Consider the following 19,207-nt stretch of genomic DNA (forward strand, 5'->3'; position numbering starts at 1 on the left):
TTATGCCGCCTTGACCGAAGTGGAAAAGATATCAAGGAGGCGCTCCGGGGTCAGCTCGACTCCAGGGTCTCCGGAAAAAAGCACCTCACGATTGATGCAGGTGACACTCTGGGCCATGTATTTCACCATGGCGAGGTCATGATGAACGACGACAACGGTCGTTCCAGAGGCCGACAACTCCTTGAGAAGATGATGCATAATTGATGATCCTGATCTGTCCAGCCCGGTTACAGGTTCATCAAGCACAAGAAGCTTCGGCTCCGGCATCAAGGCCTGAGCCAACAGCACGCGTTGACGCTCGCCGCCCGACAAGGCGCCGAAGGGCCTGTCCATCTTATCCGCCATCCCCACCACATCCAGCACCCGGCGAATGTCCGACCTGACTTGACTCTTGATACCGAAAAAGACAGGGCACCTCCCTTGACGGACCATGCCCATGAAATCAAGAACGGTCATGGGCAGCGTGTCGTCAAAATCCAGGGATTGCGGCACGTATCCCACAGCCCCTTTTCTGTCCCAGCAAATACGAATGGTGCCTGAGTGTGGCATCTGCCCAAGCATGCACCGGACAAGTGAAGTCTTGCCCCCCCCATTGGGTCCGATGATGCCGTGGATGGAACCCTGATTCACGGTAAAATTCACCCCGTGCAAAATGGAATTCCCGCCAAGCTCCAGGCCGACATTCTCAAAATGAATTCGCGGACCGCGATCCGCATTCATCACTCCCGTCATATCACCTTCCCTGTTCTCCGGGACGGACATCCACCAGGGCACTGGTCAAGGCGTCGAGATTGGCGCGCAGTCCCTTTTCAAATCCATCCGTACTGTATTCTCCGTTGGTCAAGTGAGAGAGATGACGGATGCGGATGCCGGTCTCCTCATGAATGGTGTCCACGTATTTATCGGGAAAAGCCATCTCCGTGAAAATGACTTCCACCCCAAGATTTTTAATTTCATCAATAACATTGGCGAGTTGACTTGCTGTCGGCCTGAGGCCATGCCCGGGTTCGATGACTGCCGTGACCTGCAGGCCAAAATCCTGGAACAGGTAGTCATAGCCGCCGTGGATAGTGGCGCACCGAAAATCCATCAAAGGCAAATCGGCGATACGTTCCATGTACTCGGCCTTCATGCCGCGAAGCTTCCCGGCGTATGCGCGGGCATTTTTACGATAAATTTCGGCATGTTTCGGAAACAACACTCCAAGCTCCTTGGCAATGGTATAAATTTGACGGACCGAAGCCGTGACCGAAACAAAGGTATGCGGGTTGACGACCTTCTTGCCGTCCAGACGACCGGATACGGGAATAAGCGAAACATCCTTGTTGGCGAAAACAAACGGCAGCTTGTCCTGCATACCTGCGGCTTCCACGATCTCGAAGGCGAACTCGTCGTGCCCGATGCCATTGACCACCAGTGCGTCCAGGGTCATGCACTTCTTTATATCTTCAGGTTGCGGACGGTAGCTATGCGGATTGAACCCTTCTCCGATAAGAGGAACAACTTCTGCGGTATCGCCCACAATGGACGACACGAAACTATAGTAAGGGTGAAGCGTTATGCCGATACGCGGCTTGCCTGCCGCATGCCCTGCTCCTGCAAGGAGACAGGCGAACAAAAGACCCAACAAGAATCGGTTGATCATTAAAGGCGCTCTTCATTTTTGGTATGTTTCATTTCATCCTCTCCCTTGCGGGCCACCACTTCTCGCCACCCCTTGTTGATGAGTGCCTGGTCCGAGATCATGGTGGGAATTTTCTCTACCGGAGAGGCGTGGAGCCAGATTTCGTACGGGGCGTGAGCGGCCTCATCCTCATGATCATGCTCATGAAGCATAACCAGCAAGAAAGAACAGGACTCTCCCGAATCCTGCGGATGCCCCACGTACAAGGCCACATGCTCATCCTGCGTGGCAATGACGCTCCGGGTCCAGCCAAACGCACCATTTTTTATCCAGGCTGCGTCATGGACAAAGGGCGGGACATGCCAGCTTGCCAATGCATCCACCGTGGGCCAACCCCCGTCATCTTCATGATACATTTGAATTTCGGGAGCCGCCGTGTAGAGGCCATTGAAAATGGCCAATTCCTCTGCCCGAAGCTCCTTGAACGCATCAACCTGCCAAGCCGGGACCACCCTGGCAGAGGCAGTGGTATTCCGCAGGACAATGGCAACACTGCACATGATCACGGTCACAAGCGCCGCCGCAAACACCATCCATGTCTCCTGTCCTGTCCCGGATGGACAAACCACAACCTCGCAGCGCGTTGTCCGTTTTCTTATGCCCATTTTCATACGACTTCCCTGTTCTGATACGTGAACCCAACAACTTCCGGACACAATCCCTGACGGCTGCACATGCCCCCGAGACAAAGAGGACTTGCGACATGACCGGGGCATGAAGGAAGGCCGCTTGCCAGGCGAAGCCCACACCCTCCACCCAATTCATACTCAAATACATCGAATCCACTCGTAAACAGATCGGTGCGGCGGACACAGAGGGAAATGCCCGCCGCACCCCTTAAGGCGCTCGCCACTATTGATGAACGAGCATGGGGAGGCTGTTGTCTACTTCATGTCCTCGGCCTTGACCCAAATGACGGCGTCCTGGCCGAGTTCCTTGCCCTTGTGTTCCTTTTCAGGACCGATACCGAGAGCGGCAAAACCCCACCAGCCTGCCTTGGGAATGCCGAAGGTGATGTAGCCGTTGACATCGGTGAAGATGGTCTGGGTAACAAAGGCGTCATGAGGGTACTCCACGGAAGACTTCTCAGGCATGGAATTGGTGCTCAGGTCGGGCATGTGGCTCATGTATTCCACTTCCACCTCGGCACCGGCAACAGGCTTGCCTTCGGACAAAACCTGGGCCTTGAAGACGTTGCCGGTCCAAAGGCCATAGGGCTTGATCAGGGGAACTATTTCGCACGGCAGGCCCACGGGGTCGGCCCAGTTGCCCGGAATGCCGCCCACATTGATGATCAGCTTGGTAATCTGCTGCATATACAGGCCTTCTTCTTTCTCGAAATAATAGCCGGGCTTCATGACGAAAACGTAGTCCCCCATGGAACGGACTTCCTTCTTGGGGATGACGGCCGAATAGGCCTTATTGGAAGACCCGGGATTTTTCCAGGTGATCTCCTTGACGTATTGCATCAAGTCCACCTTCTTGGCCTCGGCGTCACCACGCTGTTTCAGGACATAGAACTCCTCGATACCACCCATATCCATGGTATGCCCGGCCTCGGCAGGATGGGTGAACACCATGCGCATATCCAGGTCCTTCCCCTCCTCAAGGGCGATCTCGGGGGTATACACGACCATGAAATGGGCGAACGCGGAACTGACGACCGTCAGAAGACAAATGGCGGCCAAAAGGGGAATAAATCGTTTTTTCATCAAGAACTCCTCAAGTATTGAGATTGAATTTTATTCTCAAATTCTACGCGTGAAAGGACGCAGGGCGGACACATCGTCGCCCTGCGCAATTTCCCTATTCAATGATATCAGCGCCGTTCAATTCCACCGTATGCCCTTCTCCGGCATCAAAAATGACAACATAGGCACCGGCAGGCTTGTCAAAAGTGCACTCGCTGTCATCGTTCATATTGGCCTCCAAAATGGATTTTCCGTCGCCATCCCGGACGTGCATTTTCACACCGGCAGCAGAAGAGCCGTCTGAGAATCCACCCTCACAGGTGATGGTGTTGTCTCCGTTGTCAAAGCAGCTCATGAGCGGGCTGTGGGCAAAAGCCTGTCCGGCAAAGGCCGCCATGGCGGCCAAGGTCAATACGATCATTCGTTTCTTCATTAGTTACTCCTCCTTGAGAGCAATTGTATTTACCTGGGTTATGTTGGAGGCGACAACCGCCTCCTTTTCCTCTGGGGTCGGGATCATGGCCATGATCAACGTGGTGGCGACGCACAAGGCGTAAAATCCCCACATGGCCTGCACACCTGTGAGTCCGAGAACCGTGCCTCCGGTGAAGACCAGGCTGGCCACGAAAAGACCGAGCAGAGTTTGATAACCGATGGAAAACAGCATCCATTTCGTGGAATTGGATTGGCTCCGAACCATGATGGATGCCGGAACGCACGGTGGGTACAGTGCCATGAAGAGCATCAAAGCCAGGGCGTGAAGCGGAGTGAAACCGCCCTCTCCCGCCTTCATGCTCTCCTGGACCGACTGATCGGAACCGTCGATGCCGTAGATGGAGCCGAGGGTCGCTGCAGAATTCTCCTTGGCTGCAAAAGCCGACAAGAGTGCGATATTGATGCGCCAGTTGAATCCGGCCCACTGGGTGACAGGCTCAAGCGCCCGGCCCATGGTACCGAGGAAGCTGGTTTCAAACCGCTCCGCACGGGCTTCCCGCCGGATCTGTTTGCGAACCCGGATCACTTTCTTGAGCGACTTGTTCAACGCCTTGCCGTCCTTGCCCACACGCCGGGCAACGGCATAGTAAGCCGGGTTTTCCTCTTGGAACTCCGCATCAATCAAGGCCGCCCGATCCTGATCCGTGACGGCACGCTTCGCATCCCTGATGGCTTCGCCAAACAGGATGATGGGCAGCACGTCTTCAGAGCCGATCTCGTCCTTGAATCCGGTCCTGCCCACATCCGCCATGAACGCGGCAACAGCCGCATCCTGCATGTCCTCATAATGAGCCTTGCGGCTGTCGGTCAGTCCCGGATAATTGATGAGCACGAAGACCACCACGGCCACGGCAGCGACCACGGTGACGATTTTTTTCATGAACAGCCAGACACGCTCGATCGCCCGGCGAAGCACACCGGATATGGTCGGAACGTGATAAGGAGGCATTTCCATGATGAACGGCGCACTGGGCCGCTTCTTCAGCACGGTTATGGAAAGAATCTTGGCCACGGGCAGGGCCATGAAGAGCGTCACCGTGGCGATGAAAAACATGGTCGACCCGGCCACATCCGAGAAATAGGCCCCGATGAGAATGAGGTACAGCGGAACCTTGGCAAGGCAATTCATCATAGGGACGATCATGATGGTGGCCAGACGCGCCCGCTCATCCGGGATCGCCTTGGTGGCCATGACGCCGGGGATGGCGCAACCGCCGACATACACACCGCCCAGGATCATGGGCAATGTGGACTGTCCGTGCAGCCCGAAACGGCGGAAGAGACGATCAAGGATAAAGGCCATGCGCGGCATGTATCCGCTGTCCTCCAACACGGCGATGAGGCTGAACAACAGAAAGAAAATGGGCAGATAATTGAGAATGGCCGTAATGGATTTGACCACCCACAAGCCGAGTGAACGCAGTATGGGGTCATTCAGGAATCCGGCCTGGGGCAAAACGTCGCCGGCAAAGCTCTCCAACGCCCCCCACAGCGGCCAGATCTGAAGGGCAAGCCAGTTGCCGAAAACGATCGAAATCTCATAGAGCACGAACAGGATGGCTATGAGGATGAGCGGGCCGAGCAACCGGTTGCACACGTACCGGTCGGCGCGGTCAGAAAGGTTGCGTCTTTTTTCCTCCGGAAACGTCACGGTTTCGCGTATGATCTTTGCACAACTGCCATGGCGGGTGAAGGCAATATGCCGCTCGCATGCATGGCCCTCTTCCTTGTGAAAACGTTGTCGACAGGATTCGACACGATCAAAAACCTTCTGCGCATCAAGATGCGTCCCCGTGAGAAGCTCCGTTACCCCAGCATCGCCTTCAAGCAGTTTGATGGCAAACCAGCGAACCGGGTACTGTACGCTGAGGACCGGATCTTCGACCAGCACCGCTTCCAATTCAGAGATATGGTCTTCAAGCTGACCATAATCGATCTTGTAAACCGGGCCGTGCGCCTTGCCGACCAAGGACTTCACCGCTGCTTTCAGGGCCTCTTTACCTTCACCCTTCTTGGCCTTGGTAGGGACAACAGGGGTGCCGAGTATTTCCTGAAGCTTGGCCACATCAACCCTCTGCCCGCGGCGTTCAACCACATCCATCATATTCAAATTGAGAACAGTGGGAACCTCCATCTCAAGGAGCTGAAGCGTAAGATACAGATTGCGCTTGAGGTTGGCGCCATCGGCAACGTCGATAACCACGCTGGGGAGATCGCCAAGCAGAAAATCTCGCGCCACTCGCTCTTCCAAAGAATATGACGTGAGGCTGTACGTTCCCGGGAGGTCCACCAGCTCCACATGCGTGTCATCAAGATCAAAGAAACCGGTCTTCTTCTCCACGGTGACGCCGGGATAGTTGGCCACATGCTGACGCGCCCCGGTGAGCATGTTGAAGACAGTTGACTTACCGCAATTTGGCTGGCCAGCCAGGGCAACGAGCAGATTCCGAGGGGACATTACGCTTCCACCTCGATGTGCTTGGCCTCGTTATGCCGAATGGAGACATGATAGCCGTCCAGATGCAGTTCCACCGGATCGATCAACGGCGCATTGCGCACGATTTCGATCAAGGCTCCCGGACAAAATCCGAGATCCATGAGCCGCTGGCCGAGAGCTCCGTCAGCAGTCATATCCTTCATGGTGCAGCAGACACCCGGCTGAAGTTCATCAAGAGTCATAATTCCCCCTTCAAGACTAATTGGTACTAATTCGACAGATCATGCCACGAGGACTTTTTCGGCAATGCCGCGCTCGACCATGATGCGACCTTCGCCCACGGAAACAATCAACGGCCCCCCCCCGTTATTGAGTACATCGATCTCAACGCCGGGAATGATGCCGAGAGATTCGAGTCGGGTCCGGGCCTTCCACCCGGCATCCACAGCAACGACAAACGCGTTTTCACCCGCCCCGACTGTCCTGAGCGTTTTTCGAAAAGACATGGCACCCCCCTCAATTTCTCAACAAGAATGGTTGCAATTGATAATGAATTTCGATATCAGAAATAGGCCTTGGAACACATAGGGTCAACAAAAAACGACCTTTGACACAGAGTCTCACCAACCCCATCCACAAGGCCGGAACTGGCAATTAGTTGAGATTGAGAGTCAATCACAAAAAACGGTATTCACAAGCAAAAGAAAGCGAACATGCAGGAAGCACTCAAAGCGTTCAAAATGTATTTGGCGGGCAACAACCTCAAGCTGACACAGCAAAGACTGCTCATCTTCAAGGTGTTCATGAGCGACGAAAAAAAGATGAGCCCAGAGGAGTTGCTCATGGAAGTCCAAAACATCGACACCAGCATCAGCCGCTCTACCGTGTATCGAACCGTCAAACACCTTCACAACGCCGGAATTGCCCGATGCATTCACCTGTCGGACGGGGCAACGCACTATGAACCCATGGGGGACCAATATTGCCAGATGATCTGCGAGCGGTGCGGCCGTGCAATACCCATCAAAAACCCTTACCTGGAATGCCTCCAGCAGGAGACGGCCCGCCAGCAGGGGTTCACCCTTTTCCGGTATCAGACCTTTCTCTACGGCCTCTGCTGCCAATGCAGCGGCAACACATGCGCGGGCGTATCAAGATCAAACAGTTCTAACCAATAAGGAGCAGCCATGACATTTCGGACGACAATCAACAGCAAGTCAAAACCAAAGGATTTTCTGCAACGCGGGTTCAAATCCATGTTTTCCGACTATGATGCACCAAAGACAGCGACCACGCCTGTCGACACCGAGAAAGACAAAAACGACAAGCAACCCACGCGATAAGGCAGCCAAAAAAGAACGTCCCGGCAGATCTTGTCTGCCGGGACGTTCTTTGATCGGATCACTTGCTTTCACATCATTTTTCATCAAAACGGCAGTCCGAGCAGACACCAAAAAGAAACATGCGGTGGCGTGTCAATTCAAACCCATGCTCCTCCGCCACCCGTTCCTGCCGTTCTTCAATGACCGCATCGCATATTTCCAGTGTTTTCCCACAGTGTGCACATATGAAATGGTCATGATGCGCATGGTTGTACGAATGCTCATAAAGGGAAACCCCATCACCCGGATCAAATGCATCAGCCAGGCCTGAATCCACCAGAAGCTTCAACGTCCGATAGATTGTCGCCTGCCCGATATCCACCGCCTTTCCCTTGACCAGGGAACACAATTCCTCAGCGGAAAAATGCCCTTCGGCTTCCAAAAACGTTTCGACAATGACTTTACGCTGGGGGGTCACGCTGAGATTGCTCTTTTGGAGATACTCGACAAACATCTGCTCTGCTGATTTGGACATAAAGGTAATGAAACTCATTTTCAAAATCAAAGCAAGCCTAAAATCCGACAGCCGACAGGAACCTGGCAGAAACGACACCAGTCGCTATGTGCTTGCGCGTTCCCTGGGTGAGTTCCAGATTCTCGACCACATCCAATGGCGCACTGTCATGGGCATTCTTCAGGATCAATTCAAAGTCAGCTCGAAGCCGTTCAAACGCCATTTTAATATCGAGAAATTCTGAATCCGGAGCGCGCCAGGGCAGGGTCAGGGACTCCGAGAACCTCTTCATTGAATGAGATGGGGTCATCAGCCGATACCAATCAAGTCCCGCGCCTGCCCGCTCGTCCTGGTCGGGATAGCAAAAGGAACGCCATGCGGAAGGCGGCCTGGCGATGGCGCTTTCCAAGACAACCTGCGGAACAACGAGATCGATCTCGAATTGTTCCAACTCGATTGAATAGTTAAGAACCGGCCTGTGATTGCCCCGCTTTTTCTGAATGGTCCATTCAATTTTCATGGCAACTCCTTGTCCATTTGTCAGCAGATTTCCATGATGTCGCCGAAGGGAGGCACCTTGCCCCCCTCGCCGACCTGTGCCCACAGAACCGGATACTCCGGTTCATGCTCCGGGAAATGCACACATTCCATGTCCGTCAGATATACCAGACACGCAGGATCAATGCCCTGCTCGTCCACCCACCGGAAAACAGGACGATAGTCTGTCCCGCCCCCCCCTTCAGGGTTGAGTGACAACGGAAGGTCTGCTCGCCCGAAGGAATCCGACCCTGAAACCCGGCTGTCGCAATAGACAACGTGGATGGTTGTATCAAAGGCGTCAAGAACCCCGGACACCTCCGCCGCAAACTGCTCCATCTCTTGCGCCGTCACACTGCCGGAGGTGTCCAGGGCCAAGACGACCTCCGGCAGCTTTTGGTGTGACAGGGACGGCAGAATAATGTCCATATGCAAAAAACGTTTGTTGGGAGGTGCCCAGCTGTAATCATCCCGTGCCCGGTCGCTGATATAACGCGAGAGCAGTTCCCGCCAATCCAGTTTGGGATTCAACACATCGTTGACAAGCCGCTCCAATCCACCCGGCAGTTCGCCTATATCCCGTGCCTGCTGTGCGGCCTGTGCCAAGGCCAGTTCCCATTGTTCATCCGAGCTTGCATCATCCGTGGCACCGCCCAGCCCCGCCTCCTCACTGTCGCGAACCTCTCCGCTCCCGCCGGGGTCACCGGTCTGGTCACCCCCCTCGTCACCCGGATCATCGCCGGCCGAACCTTCTTCCACCAGGCCGTCCCCACCGACTTCGCCGTCATCGGACTCGGACGTATCGCCGGGATCTTCGCCTTCGCCAGCCTGTGCATCCATCTCATCCGCATCGATTTCGCCATCCGCTTCGCCCTGCTCCTTGGAGATGGAAGGCCTCTCCTCCCCGCCATGATCACCGCAGAGCGCAACGTAAATCTCGTCAGCACTCTTGCCGTGATACGCGGGATTATCGAGGTACTTGGGAGGCAAATCCAGCCCGGCATCCAGCAATATCCAATTAATGGCATAGTCACAGGCCATATTCCACGTGGCAGGATCTCGCCCCATGCGTCTGACATGATGCTGACAGGCTGGATGCATGATCGTGTGGGCCATCAGCCCCTGCACCTGCCGATCCTTGAGATTGGCGACATAACGGGGATTGTAGGCCAACGTCCTGCCGTCGGTCCACGCCGTGGCGCACCGGTGATCCTCCTGCGGCTCCATTCGTAAACACAGAGAGCCGAAAAAAGGATGTTCCAGCAACAGGCCGGTTCTCGCCTTGAGTATTTTCTTGCGAACGCTATTCATGGTCACCTAAAGAAGCACATCGGAGTTGGCCGTCGCCCAGCACGAAAAGGCCGGAGACTCGACCACGGGCCTGTGAGTTTTCACGGCATCACGGACCAGCAACACTCCAAACTCCGAGGGCAGCCTGGATGCATAGGTGATGATTGAATCCGCCGTCTTGTCTCCGGCTCTTTTCGCTAGGGCCTCGCACAACGCGTACAAGGTCGCGGGTTCCTCGGGGATTACAGCTGTGGTAGGGTGGTTGATGACAGCATCTGGATCGGGCAATTGCCTGAACATCCGGGAGAACCCTGCGAATTCCGCCGCAGCGCCAGGACCGATCGTTCCCTTTAACAGACTCAGTTCCACATCCGGGTCCGGGGTCGAGGCAATAATCCTGGCGGCGAACTCCCATGATCTTGGTGAAGGGAAGGCCTTCTCATTCTTCTTAGGTTCAAAATCGTGCAACAGGTTGGGCCGAAAACGGATGAAAGCCAGTATTTCTTCCGGGAATTCCATCCCTTCGGCCCACTCCAGCCATGTGTTCACGTCAACCGAAAAATCAAGATGCACGAAACGGTTGGCCAGGGCCGAAGGCATGCGATGCGTAACGGCGCGATCGGTCTCGCGATTACCGGCGGCGATCACGGTCCACCCGTCCGGCAACATGTATTCTCCCACCTTTCGGTCCAACACCAGCTGGTAGCAGGCAGCCTGCACCAGGGGAGGAGCTGCGTTCAATTCGTCGAGAAACAGCACGCCCTCTCCGCCCGTGGGCAAAAAAGACGGCGGGTTCCAATGGGCAACGTCACCTTTCACCGACGGCAGACCTCGCAGATCCACCGGGTCCAGAAGCACCGCCCGGATATCTATCAACTCCAGCCCCAGATCCCCGGCCACCTGGGCCACGACCTGACTCTTGCCGACACCGGGAGCACCCCAGAGAAAAACCGGCTGCCGCAAGGGAATGAGCGTCCTCAAGGATTTATCTATCTGCCTGGAATTCATGTCGTCTCCCTACTTGTCGGTATATTCTACAAGGTTGAATTTTATCTTTTCCACGTCTTCCATGAATTCTTCTCCGCACTCCATGGCGGACTCGTTTTCCTCGTGGTACCACCAGTTGACCACGATCTTTTTTCCTTTGCAGGCCTGTTCATCCAACAGATCGAAAAAATCCATGAACGTCTTTGACGAGGATGAATTGAAATAGAGAATTCGCATATCAATCTCGACCACATCCTCGCTGCCGTGGTTGAAATAACGCTCAAGCCACTCGAACATGGGACCGTAAAAAGCCCTGCAATTCTCGGGGTAGGATTCTCCCCTGATCTCGAAAGGCATTGCCATGGGATCGAAATGTATCTCTGGCGACGAAGTGGTCGCCCTCACGGTATATTTGGTCATTGTCATCTCCTACTGAGTCACCACTTTCATGGAAAAGAACGAGGTGTTGACATCCACGGGAACGATGTCGAAATCCAGTGGGCGGGAGGCCTTGCGCGCCATCTCGACAAAACCGAGCCCTGCGCCCTTGTCCGTCGCGCTATCGGGCCTCTTCCGGCACTCCCTGTAGTATGCCTTGAGTTCATCCTTGTTCATGGAACGCAGGATCTCGATGTGTTCGGCAAGCTCCATGCAATCGGCAGAGCCCACCTTGTTCCCGCACGCCACGAAGAAATGACCGGCCTCTTCACGCCCCACGACGATCTGACCATGGGCCATCTCTCCCTGATGCGAACCGTTGTCCATATGGCGCTCGGCCGAATAGCGGACGATGTTCTGCATCAACTCCACCAGAATCGCGAACACGCGCTGAACCGCCCCCATGGCAGCATCCTCGGCGCGCATTTTGGCACGCATGAGTTCAGCCATCCCTTCCACCATGGATTGGGATACAGGGCCATTAAAATACAAAATGACCCCATCCTTCTGCATTTCCTCATAATATTTAAACAAACTGGTTCCCATTTTTCTCTCTTCCTTTGAGTTCAAAACCAAGAACAGTCACGTCATCCCGACGAGATTCATCTCCCTGATATTCTTTCAATACATGCATGATTTCCGCCCCCTGCGCGGCAATAGGAGCGTGACGGCGCTCCTCCATGAAGGCCATGAATCGGCTTTTGCCAAAGGGAAATCCCCCTTCACCTCCAACCTGATCCACAAGGCCATCGGAGGTGAGATAAAATCGCGTACGGTCCGTCACCGGAACAACAACGTCCCTGAAGACAAATTCCCGTGAAGAACGGACGTACCCGAGCCCGCACCGATCACCCTTGATGCAGCGGGGACCAGTCGAGTCCAGAACGTAAAGAGGAGAATTGGCCCCGGCAAAAACAACCTCTCCTTCAACGGGGTTCACGTAGCACAAGGCGCAATCCATTCCATCGTCGGACTTGGCGTCCCGGTCATTCTGCCCCAAGGCATCTTTGATGAGACAATTCATCCGGGAGAGAATGACCGCCGGACTCACGACCCCGTCAGAGGATGCCTTTTCCAGAAGCGCGGTTACGATAAGCGTCATGAACGCGCCGGGAACGCCATGTCCGGTGCAGTCGATAACGCCCAGGAAAAACCCGTTCAGGCTCGTCCTGAGCCAATAGGCATCCCCGCCCACAGTATCCCTTTGAGCCCATATGAGAAAATGGTCCGGAATATAATCATACAAATCCACCATGTTGGGGAGAAACGATGTCTGGATCAGGCTGGCGTATTCCAGGCTTTGCCCGACCTGGTGTTGCGCGGCAGCCAGATCAGACATGGCCTTCTGCAGCTTCAGTTCGCGCACGGCAATGGAATGGCCCATCCAGTGCATGTTGCGCTTCAACGTCAGAAAATCATGTCCATCGCAATCAGCGGAAGGAAGATCCAACTGGGTGTAGCTGCCCTGCTTGAGAAGTCGGCATTGCTCATTGAGCTCCCGAATATTTCGCAGGGCAACGACATGACTCATCCATTTCGCGAAGGGAACCAATAGGATTATGGATGCCACACTCAAAACGATGAGATAATTGCTCGTCGCGCCGGCCCCATGAGAATGCAGAACTACAAACGACGAAAGGGGAAACACGACCACCCCCATGAGAAGCATGACCGTCATCTTCCGTTCAACGCTCCAGTTACGAAGGGACTGAAAGAACGTGTTCATCAAAATCACCGCCCCTTTCCCGGAAGCCTGGCTTCCTCAGCATAGGCCGAGCGGGAAATCGGGAAGCAATGAGGCTCACGGCGATACACCTCAACGCGGTCACGCCCTTTTTTCTTGGCCGCATACAGGGCTATGTCCGCAAACTTGAGCAGCCCATCAAGATCATCGTCACCCGATTCCAGAGAGGTCAGCCCCACACTCACGGTCAATGGAATCCGGACCACACCGCAGTCAATGCGCTCACTCCGGATATTGCCCGTGATACGGTTGGCCACGACGCACGCCTCTTCACGGGAAGCATCCGGCAACAATACGACGAACTCTTCGCCGCCGTATCTGGCGACAATGTCCACATCACGCACCGACGCCTGAAGAACCCGGCTCAACGCAACCAGTGCCTGGTCCCCGATGCAGTGACCGTGGGAATCATTCACTGCCTTGAAATAATCCACATCCATGATGAGCAGGGAAAGACTTCTCCGATTGCGGGCGCTCCGTGCGACTTCGAGCTTCGCCAACTCCATGAAATACCCCCGATTCCACAGCCCGGTCAGGCTGTCGGTCCTGGCCAGCTTGCACATCTCTTCCAGCATCATCTTACGCTCGGTCACATCCGTCAGAATGCCGACAATGCCGTCTTCCGCACCCTCGACGCCCTCCCTGCAAAAAGATGTCGCGCTGATCTCCAGCCAGAGCGTTGCGTTGTCAGGGCCGCAGGCCCGCATCTCCTGACGCTTCACACCGTCCGCGGCCAACGCGCTCTCATACTGCTTGTAATCGTCCAAAGAGCAGAACAACTGCTTGATATTGCTTCTCTGCGCGAGGAATTCTTCCTGATCACGAAAACCGAACATCGCGGCCATGGCGGGATTCGCTTCAAGCAAGGCACCGTCAGGCTCGCACCGATAAATTCCCTCGGAGACATTCTCGAAAATGCCACGGTATCTTTCTTCGCTGACGATCAAGTCACGATTCAACCGGTTCAGGGAATGCTGCATGCGATCCCCCATGGTCACGAGCCTCCGGCTCTGGCGCAGGAGCTTGCCATACTCCTTGACCAAAACCTGAAACGCAGGATCTTCGCTCATTCCACTGGTGTCACTCTTCTCGAGCGACTCCATGGCCCGGCCCAAAACCTGCTCTTCTTTCTGAAACACTTCTTTGTTCATTGGATTGTCGTACACTTTGACTTCATTCATGCCGGTTGATTCAGAGACATTATGACACCATGCTTCACGACCATTATAAGAACGGCAAAAAAGCACTGGTTCCTGAGCTAGCATTACAGAGAAAACTCGCTGTCCCGTCTCCTTGGAACTCCACGCCTGCTACCATCTGTTTTTCAATATATGCGGCTGTCATGGCCGCCTTGACCACATGGTCAAGATGATCGATTTTTATTGAAATTGAAAATCGTTTTCAAGTAAATATTGAGAGTGATGGAATTTGTCAACCCCTAAATCCCGCTGATGCCCGAAAGGGATTGGACCGGATAACGCCTCCATGCAACCCCTAAGCCCCATGGTTTTGGCGGTGTCAAACACCATGACGGTTACAAGAGGCACTCCTCGCCTGGAATTGCTCCAAACATCATGTCAGAAGGTACAGTTCGGTCCCGTACCACTGCAAACTGCCGCAGTGAAACGGACAAGGACTCGAAAATGCCGACATTACCCCCGTCCTGTTCCCACACGAAATCAGTTCCATACATATCCGGCCTACAACCGTCACTTCGGGCATATTGAACACCGTACACTTCAATGAAATGCCATTTCAAAGACCCGTCGCCGACTGAAATTGACTTTCATTATCTTTAATCGTATGATAAAACCCCGTTACACCTCAACCTGGCGGAGTGAACGCAGTGAACACAGATACCCCTGCCGACAGGCCTTCACACAAAAACAACATGCTGAAATATTCACGGAAGGAAGGCATCACCGGCCCCAGGACCTTTCAATCCTGCAAGCTCAGACCGGGACTGACGTTGACCATTGCCAAACCGTCACAGGACGCTCCGCTCAAAACCAGCTTCGACATGGATGACGCGCCCATACAGTTCGGTTTTACTCTGTCCGGCAAGAACAGATGCCTTTACTCCAGCGGCGGCCTGCGCAACCAGACCAACGAGATGCAAACAGGCTCCAACGGCATCTTGTACCTGCCCAAGACGTGCGGCACCCTTGAACAACCCAGTGACAATCCGGCCTGCATCCTGGGCATCACCGTCTCCCCAGAACTCCTGTGCAGTTATTTTGCCGACAACCTGGCGCAACTCCCCAAGCAGCTCCGAATGGGCTTAGAAGGCTGCAAGGAAACCCCCACTGCCTGGTTCGGCTCGGGCTCCCCGATCAAACAGTGCCTGCTGACCCAGATCCTGGACTGCCCGTATACGGGAGGGATGCGCAAACTGTTCCTGGAAAGCCGGGCCATGGAACTGATGGCCATGCAGATTCACGAATATATACTGTCGGAGAGTCAGAGACACCCCAAGCAGGCGCGTCTGTGCCCGGCGGACGTGGAACGCATTCGCCATGCCCGCGACATCCTGGTCCGCGATCTGGAAAACCCGCCCAGCCTGCCGGAACTCGCCGCACAGATTGGTGTCAACGAAAAGAAACTCAAAACCGGCTTCCGCCAAGTCTACTCCACCTCGGTCTTCGGCTACTTCCGAGACCACAGGATGCATAAGGCATACAAAATGCTGCAACAGGGAAACCACAACGTGACCGAAGTCGCCTATGCCGTGGGCTACCAGAGCCTGAGCCACTTCAGCCACGCCTTCAAAAAGCTTTTCGGCATCCTGCCCAAGGACTTTCTGACCAGCCAACGACGCTTGCTGGCGTCCTGAGCAATAAGTCCGGCTACCGACAACTTTCGCCCTGCCCGGGTTAGTCACCCCGCATTCGGCCATGTATTGATCATGATTATCAAATTCATATCAATATGCTGTTTTTTCAGGGGAGTGCCATGCATAGTTTAAAATTCTTTGGCTTCGTATTCACGGTTTCGCTGCTTCTTTCATGCCCAGCCTTTGCGTCAGACGAACAAACCGATGAACCCGTGACGCTGGATGCAGTCACGGTCACTGCAACCAAACGGGAGGGATCGATCAAGGACTTTCCCGGCAACCTCACTGTCCTGGATGACGTCTTCATTGAAGCTCGCGGGGTGAACACGCTTGGAGACCTTGTGCGCTTTGCGCCCAATATCTACGTCAAGGACACAAGTTCAGGCGGTTCCATCGTTTGCCGGGGTATCTCCACCATCGACACCTCCCTTTTCAGCCCCATGGGCCTGTATGTGAACGATGTGGCCTACCCCATGGGCTACATGGTCAACCAGGGACTCCTGGATGTGGAAAGAGTGGAAGTTTTGCGGGGTCCCCAAGCCACCCTTTACGGACGCAACAGCGAATCCGGGGTGATCAACATCGTGCTCAAGGAACCGGACAACGAGCAGCGCAACAAAACGCTTTTCGAACTGGGCAACTACGCCACAGCCCGTTTGGGAGCCAGTACCAGCGGCCCCATCGTGGACGACACCCTCTTCTACAACCTCTCCCTTCAAGGGTACACCACTGATGGATATGTCAAGAATATCGACACGAAAGACACGGACGTAGCCGGGGAAAAGACAGTGAACGGAGCTGGCACCCTGCGTTGGACCCCTACGGACGACTGGGACATTTCCCTGAATCTGGACGGGGCCAAACGCGACCTGGGGATCAGTGCCCTGCGCTACGAAGAAGGCCCCAACACAACCGGACGAAACGAAGTCCACAGCAACGAGAAGGACAAGGCGTACGAAACCGAACTCGGACAGTCCACTCGGGTCAAATACAGTTGGTCAGGCACGGAGCTGACCTCCATCTCCAGCCACCGCTCATTTGACCGCGAACATCATCTGGATTCCGACAGGACCGCTGCAGCTCTAAGTTATTCTGAACTGGATGTGGAAATGGACAGCTGGAGCCAGGAGTTCCGCCTGGCCTCAAAAGACAACTCCACCCTGAGCTGGCTGCTTGGCCTCTACGGGCGTTACGAAACCATCGACGCGGGCATCGACTTCAACCATATCAATCCCCTTTTGGCCTCCAAGCGTTCGGGAGACAGCAAAGACCTGGGCTATGCGGGCTTCGGGCAGGCCACCTATGAAATCGTCGACGGCCTGCGGATCACAGGCGGACTGAGGCTGGACATTTCACGAAACAGCGGCAAGCAGACATACACGCCCAACACCGGCCCGGTTTCCTATGAAGACGATGTTAACGGGACCGAACTGCTGCCCATGGCCTCCCTGGCCTACGACTTCTCGCCCCATGTCACGGCGTATACCGCCTACTCCAAGGGATTCCTGGCTGGCGGCTTCAACTTCTACTCGGCCATCGACAAGGACAGCTTCACCTACGAGGCGGAACACTCCACCAACTACGAGGTCGGCATCAAGACCAACTGGATCGAAAACACCCTGAACCTCAATGCCACGGTTTTCTATACGGACATCACCGACAAGCAGGTGCGCGAAGAAATAGCCGGAGCAGGCATGGGTGTCTGGAAATTCACCAACGCGGCAGGAGCCCACACCCAGGGCGTGGAACTGGAAGCACAGTACAGGCCCGTCCCAGAAATCGAACTGACGGCAGGATTGGGCTACGCCGAATCCAAGGTGGATGACTGGACAACCACGGTCGGTGGAACCCCGGTAGACTACAGCGGCAACAAGCTGCCCTGGGCACCGGAATATACCTACAACCTCGGGGTGGCATACACCCACCCCAACGGTTTCTTTGCCATGGCCGACCTCCTGGGCACCGGCGAACAGTACTTTGATGCAGCCAACGAGCTCAAGGAAGACGGATACCAGACCGTGAACCTGCGGGCTGGCTACAGAATCAATGATGCCGAAATCTCCCTGTGGTGCAACAACCTGTTCGACGAGGAATACGCAGTCAAAAAAGTCAACAGCGGAGCCGGTCTTGCCATGGTGGAAGACGGAACTCCCAGGACATTCGGATTCACATTCAACTGGAGATTCTAAGACAATGACGACATCGCAACAAACTCCCATCCAAAGCCCCAACCCCGGCATTGTGTTCGAACTGATGATCGGCCCCATCCGCATGGCGGTTCTGGATACTGCATTGAAACTGGGAATGGCCGACATCCTGGCCCAAAAACAGGATCTGCAATCCATTGCCAGAGCACTGGAAGTAAAAACAGACACAGCCAATCTGGCGCATTTTCTCGATGCCATGGCCTCCATGGGCTTTGCCGACAAAAGGGATGAACGCTACTTCAACACACCTTTTGCAGAATCCTGCCTGCGAAAAGAGAGTCCGTCATATTTGGGAGATCTCGTAAGCAACCTTTCACATATGCAACACCGCAACCTGGACCGCATTCCCGAGCTGATCCGCCAGGGGCCGCCGGAAGTAAGCAAACAGGATCAACTGCATGAAGAGGAGAGATGGAAGCAGTCGGTACGACACCTGGCAAGCTACCATAAAGCGGGCATGGCAGACCTCGTAGCCGAGCTGGTGGCTGCGCTCCCGGAATTCCCGTCCATGAAGCGCATGCTGGATCTCGGCTGCGGCCCGGGCATCATGTGCATGACGACCGTTTCCCGCCACCCTTCCCTTGAAGGGGTCCTATGCGACTTCCCCTCTGTCATGGAAGTGGCCCGCGAAGAAATTGCCGCCGCCGGCATGGAGTCGCGCATCAGCACCATAGAAGGTGACTACAACAAGGTGGACTTCGGCAAAGGGTACGATCTGGTATGGGCCAGCCACACCTTGTACTATGCCAAAGACCTTGACGCCATGTTCGCGAGAATCCATGAGGCGCTCAATCCGGGCGGTGTTCTCATCACGTTCCACGAGGGTCTCACCCATGAACGGACTCAACCGACGGAGCTCATATTGTCCCGTCTTTCATTGGCTTTGGAAGGTCAGGACGTCTCTTTCGAGCAAGGCCAAATAGCGTCCCATCTGCCCAAGGCGGGCTTCGCATCCGTGGACACCCGAACCATAACACTGCCCATGGGCCCCATGGAACTCGTTGTGGCCCGCAAACAAGGATAGATCC

At 54.8% G+C, this 19,207-nt stretch carries 20 protein-coding genes; 4 read left to right on the plus strand and 16 right to left on the minus strand.

The features are described from left to right. The 8 genes from DWB63_RS02220 to DWB63_RS02255 all read right to left on the minus strand — a co-directional run bounded on the left by DWB63_RS02220 (nt 1) and on the right by DWB63_RS02255 (nt 6,813). Nucleotides 1-732 carry a metal ABC transporter ATP-binding protein gene (locus DWB63_RS02220; protein ID WP_128327179.1) on the minus strand — a complete coding sequence of 244 codons (732 nt, stop codon included), beginning with the start codon at nt 730-732 and terminating at the stop codon, nt 1-3. 1 nt (nt 733) lies between these two features. Then, nucleotides 734-1,645: a zinc ABC transporter substrate-binding protein gene (locus tag DWB63_RS02225; RefSeq protein WP_128327180.1), complete on the minus strand. Its 912-nt coding sequence runs from the start codon at nt 1,643-1,645 to the stop codon at nt 734-736. Next, on the minus strand, nt 1,645-2,400 hold the full coding sequence (locus DWB63_RS02230; protein WP_347231957.1) for a DUF6162 family protein: 756 nt from the start codon (nt 2,398-2,400) through the stop codon (nt 1,645-1,647). Before DWB63_RS02230 ends, DWB63_RS02225 begins: the two co-directional genes overlap by 1 nt. A 168-nt stretch (nt 2,401-2,568) precedes the next feature. Then, a complete protein-coding gene (locus tag DWB63_RS02235) occupies nt 2,569-3,396 on the minus strand; it encodes a DUF4198 domain-containing protein (protein ID WP_128327182.1) in 828 nt (275 codons plus the stop codon). A 94-nt stretch (nt 3,397-3,490) separates the two neighbouring features. Beyond that, complete coding sequence (locus tag DWB63_RS02240) at nt 3,491-3,808, minus strand: hypothetical protein (RefSeq protein WP_128327183.1); 318 nt, start codon at nt 3,806-3,808, stop codon at nt 3,491-3,493. Between the two features lie 3 nt (nt 3,809-3,811). Continuing rightward, complete coding sequence (gene feoB / locus DWB63_RS02245) at nt 3,812-6,328, minus strand: ferrous iron transport protein B (protein WP_128327184.1); 2,517 nt, start codon at nt 6,326-6,328, stop codon at nt 3,812-3,814. Next, nucleotides 6,328-6,549, minus strand: a complete 222-nt coding sequence (locus tag DWB63_RS02250) for a ferrous iron transport protein A (protein WP_128327185.1) — start codon at nt 6,547-6,549, stop codon at nt 6,328-6,330. The genes feoB and DWB63_RS02250 overlap by 1 nt, the downstream gene beginning before the upstream one ends. Nucleotides 6,550-6,588: 39 nt before the next feature. Continuing rightward, a complete protein-coding gene (locus DWB63_RS02255) occupies nt 6,589-6,813 on the minus strand; it encodes a FeoA family protein (RefSeq protein ID WP_128327186.1) in 225 nt (74 codons plus the stop codon). Nucleotides 6,814-7,020: 207 nt separating this feature from the next. Here DWB63_RS02255 and DWB63_RS02260 point away from each other — a divergent pair, with 207 nt between their 5' ends. After that, on the plus strand, nt 7,021-7,485 hold the full coding sequence (locus tag DWB63_RS02260) for a transcriptional repressor (protein ID WP_128327187.1): 465 nt from the start codon (nt 7,021-7,023) through the stop codon (nt 7,483-7,485). A 238-nt stretch (nt 7,486-7,723) separates the two neighbouring features. On the opposite strand, the gene DWB63_RS02265 is transcribed toward DWB63_RS02260, so the two are convergent. The 8 genes from DWB63_RS02265 to DWB63_RS02300 all read right to left on the minus strand — a co-directional run bounded on the left by DWB63_RS02265 (nt 7,724) and on the right by DWB63_RS02300 (nt 14,320). After that, nucleotides 7,724-8,164 (minus strand): Fur family transcriptional regulator, encoded by a 441-nt coding sequence (locus tag DWB63_RS02265; RefSeq protein WP_241648550.1) that lies wholly within the window; start codon nt 8,162-8,164, stop codon nt 7,724-7,726. Nucleotides 8,165-8,201: 37 nt separating this feature from the next. Next, nucleotides 8,202-8,663, minus strand: a complete 462-nt coding sequence (locus tag DWB63_RS02270; RefSeq protein WP_128327189.1) for a hypothetical protein — start codon at nt 8,661-8,663, stop codon at nt 8,202-8,204. 20 nt (nt 8,664-8,683) lie between these two features. Then, nucleotides 8,684-9,991 (minus strand): VWA-like domain-containing protein, encoded by a 1,308-nt coding sequence (locus DWB63_RS02275; protein ID WP_128327190.1) that lies wholly within the window; start codon nt 9,989-9,991, stop codon nt 8,684-8,686. 6 nt (nt 9,992-9,997) lie between these two features. Beyond that, nucleotides 9,998-10,978, minus strand: coding sequence for a MoxR family ATPase (locus DWB63_RS02280; RefSeq protein ID WP_128327191.1), 981 nt, complete (start codon nt 10,976-10,978; stop codon nt 9,998-10,000). 9 nt (nt 10,979-10,987) lie between these two features. Further along, nucleotides 10,988-11,377 carry a DUF1987 domain-containing protein gene (locus DWB63_RS02285; RefSeq protein WP_128327192.1) on the minus strand — a complete coding sequence of 130 codons (390 nt, stop codon included), beginning with the start codon at nt 11,375-11,377 and terminating at the stop codon, nt 10,988-10,990. 9 nt (nt 11,378-11,386) lie between these two features. Next, nucleotides 11,387-11,941, minus strand: coding sequence for a SiaB family protein kinase (locus tag DWB63_RS02290; RefSeq protein WP_128327193.1), 555 nt, complete (start codon nt 11,939-11,941; stop codon nt 11,387-11,389). Then, a complete protein-coding gene (locus DWB63_RS02295; RefSeq protein ID WP_241648551.1) occupies nt 11,922-12,926 on the minus strand; it encodes a SpoIIE family protein phosphatase in 1,005 nt (334 codons plus the stop codon). Before DWB63_RS02295 ends, DWB63_RS02290 begins: the two co-directional genes overlap by 20 nt. Nucleotides 12,927-13,126: 200 nt before the next feature. Further along, nucleotides 13,127-14,320: a sensor domain-containing diguanylate cyclase gene (locus DWB63_RS02300; RefSeq protein ID WP_241648552.1), complete on the minus strand. Its 1,194-nt coding sequence runs from the start codon at nt 14,318-14,320 to the stop codon at nt 13,127-13,129. Nucleotides 14,321-15,030: 710 nt separating this feature from the next. Between DWB63_RS02300 and DWB63_RS02305 the strand changes: the two genes are divergently transcribed. The 3 genes from DWB63_RS02305 to DWB63_RS02315 all read left to right on the plus strand — a co-directional run bounded on the left by DWB63_RS02305 (nt 15,031) and on the right by DWB63_RS02315 (nt 19,203). After that, nucleotides 15,031-15,972, plus strand: a complete 942-nt coding sequence (locus DWB63_RS02305; RefSeq protein ID WP_128327445.1) for an AraC family transcriptional regulator — start codon at nt 15,031-15,033, stop codon at nt 15,970-15,972. Nucleotides 15,973-16,091: 119 nt separating this feature from the next. Further along, nucleotides 16,092-18,161 (plus strand): TonB-dependent receptor, encoded by a 2,070-nt coding sequence (locus DWB63_RS02310; protein ID WP_164879749.1) that lies wholly within the window; start codon nt 16,092-16,094, stop codon nt 18,159-18,161. 4 nt (nt 18,162-18,165) lie between these two features. Further along, entirely contained in the window at nt 18,166-19,203 is a 1,038-nt protein-coding gene (locus DWB63_RS02315) for a class I SAM-dependent methyltransferase (RefSeq protein ID WP_128327197.1), read from the plus strand. The last annotated feature ends 4 nt before the right edge of the window (nt 19,204-19,207 follow it).

This window comes from Pseudodesulfovibrio sp. S3, assembly GCF_004025585.1.
In the GTDB taxonomy this organism is placed as follows: domain Bacteria; phylum Desulfobacterota; class Desulfovibrionia; order Desulfovibrionales; family Desulfovibrionaceae; genus Pseudodesulfovibrio.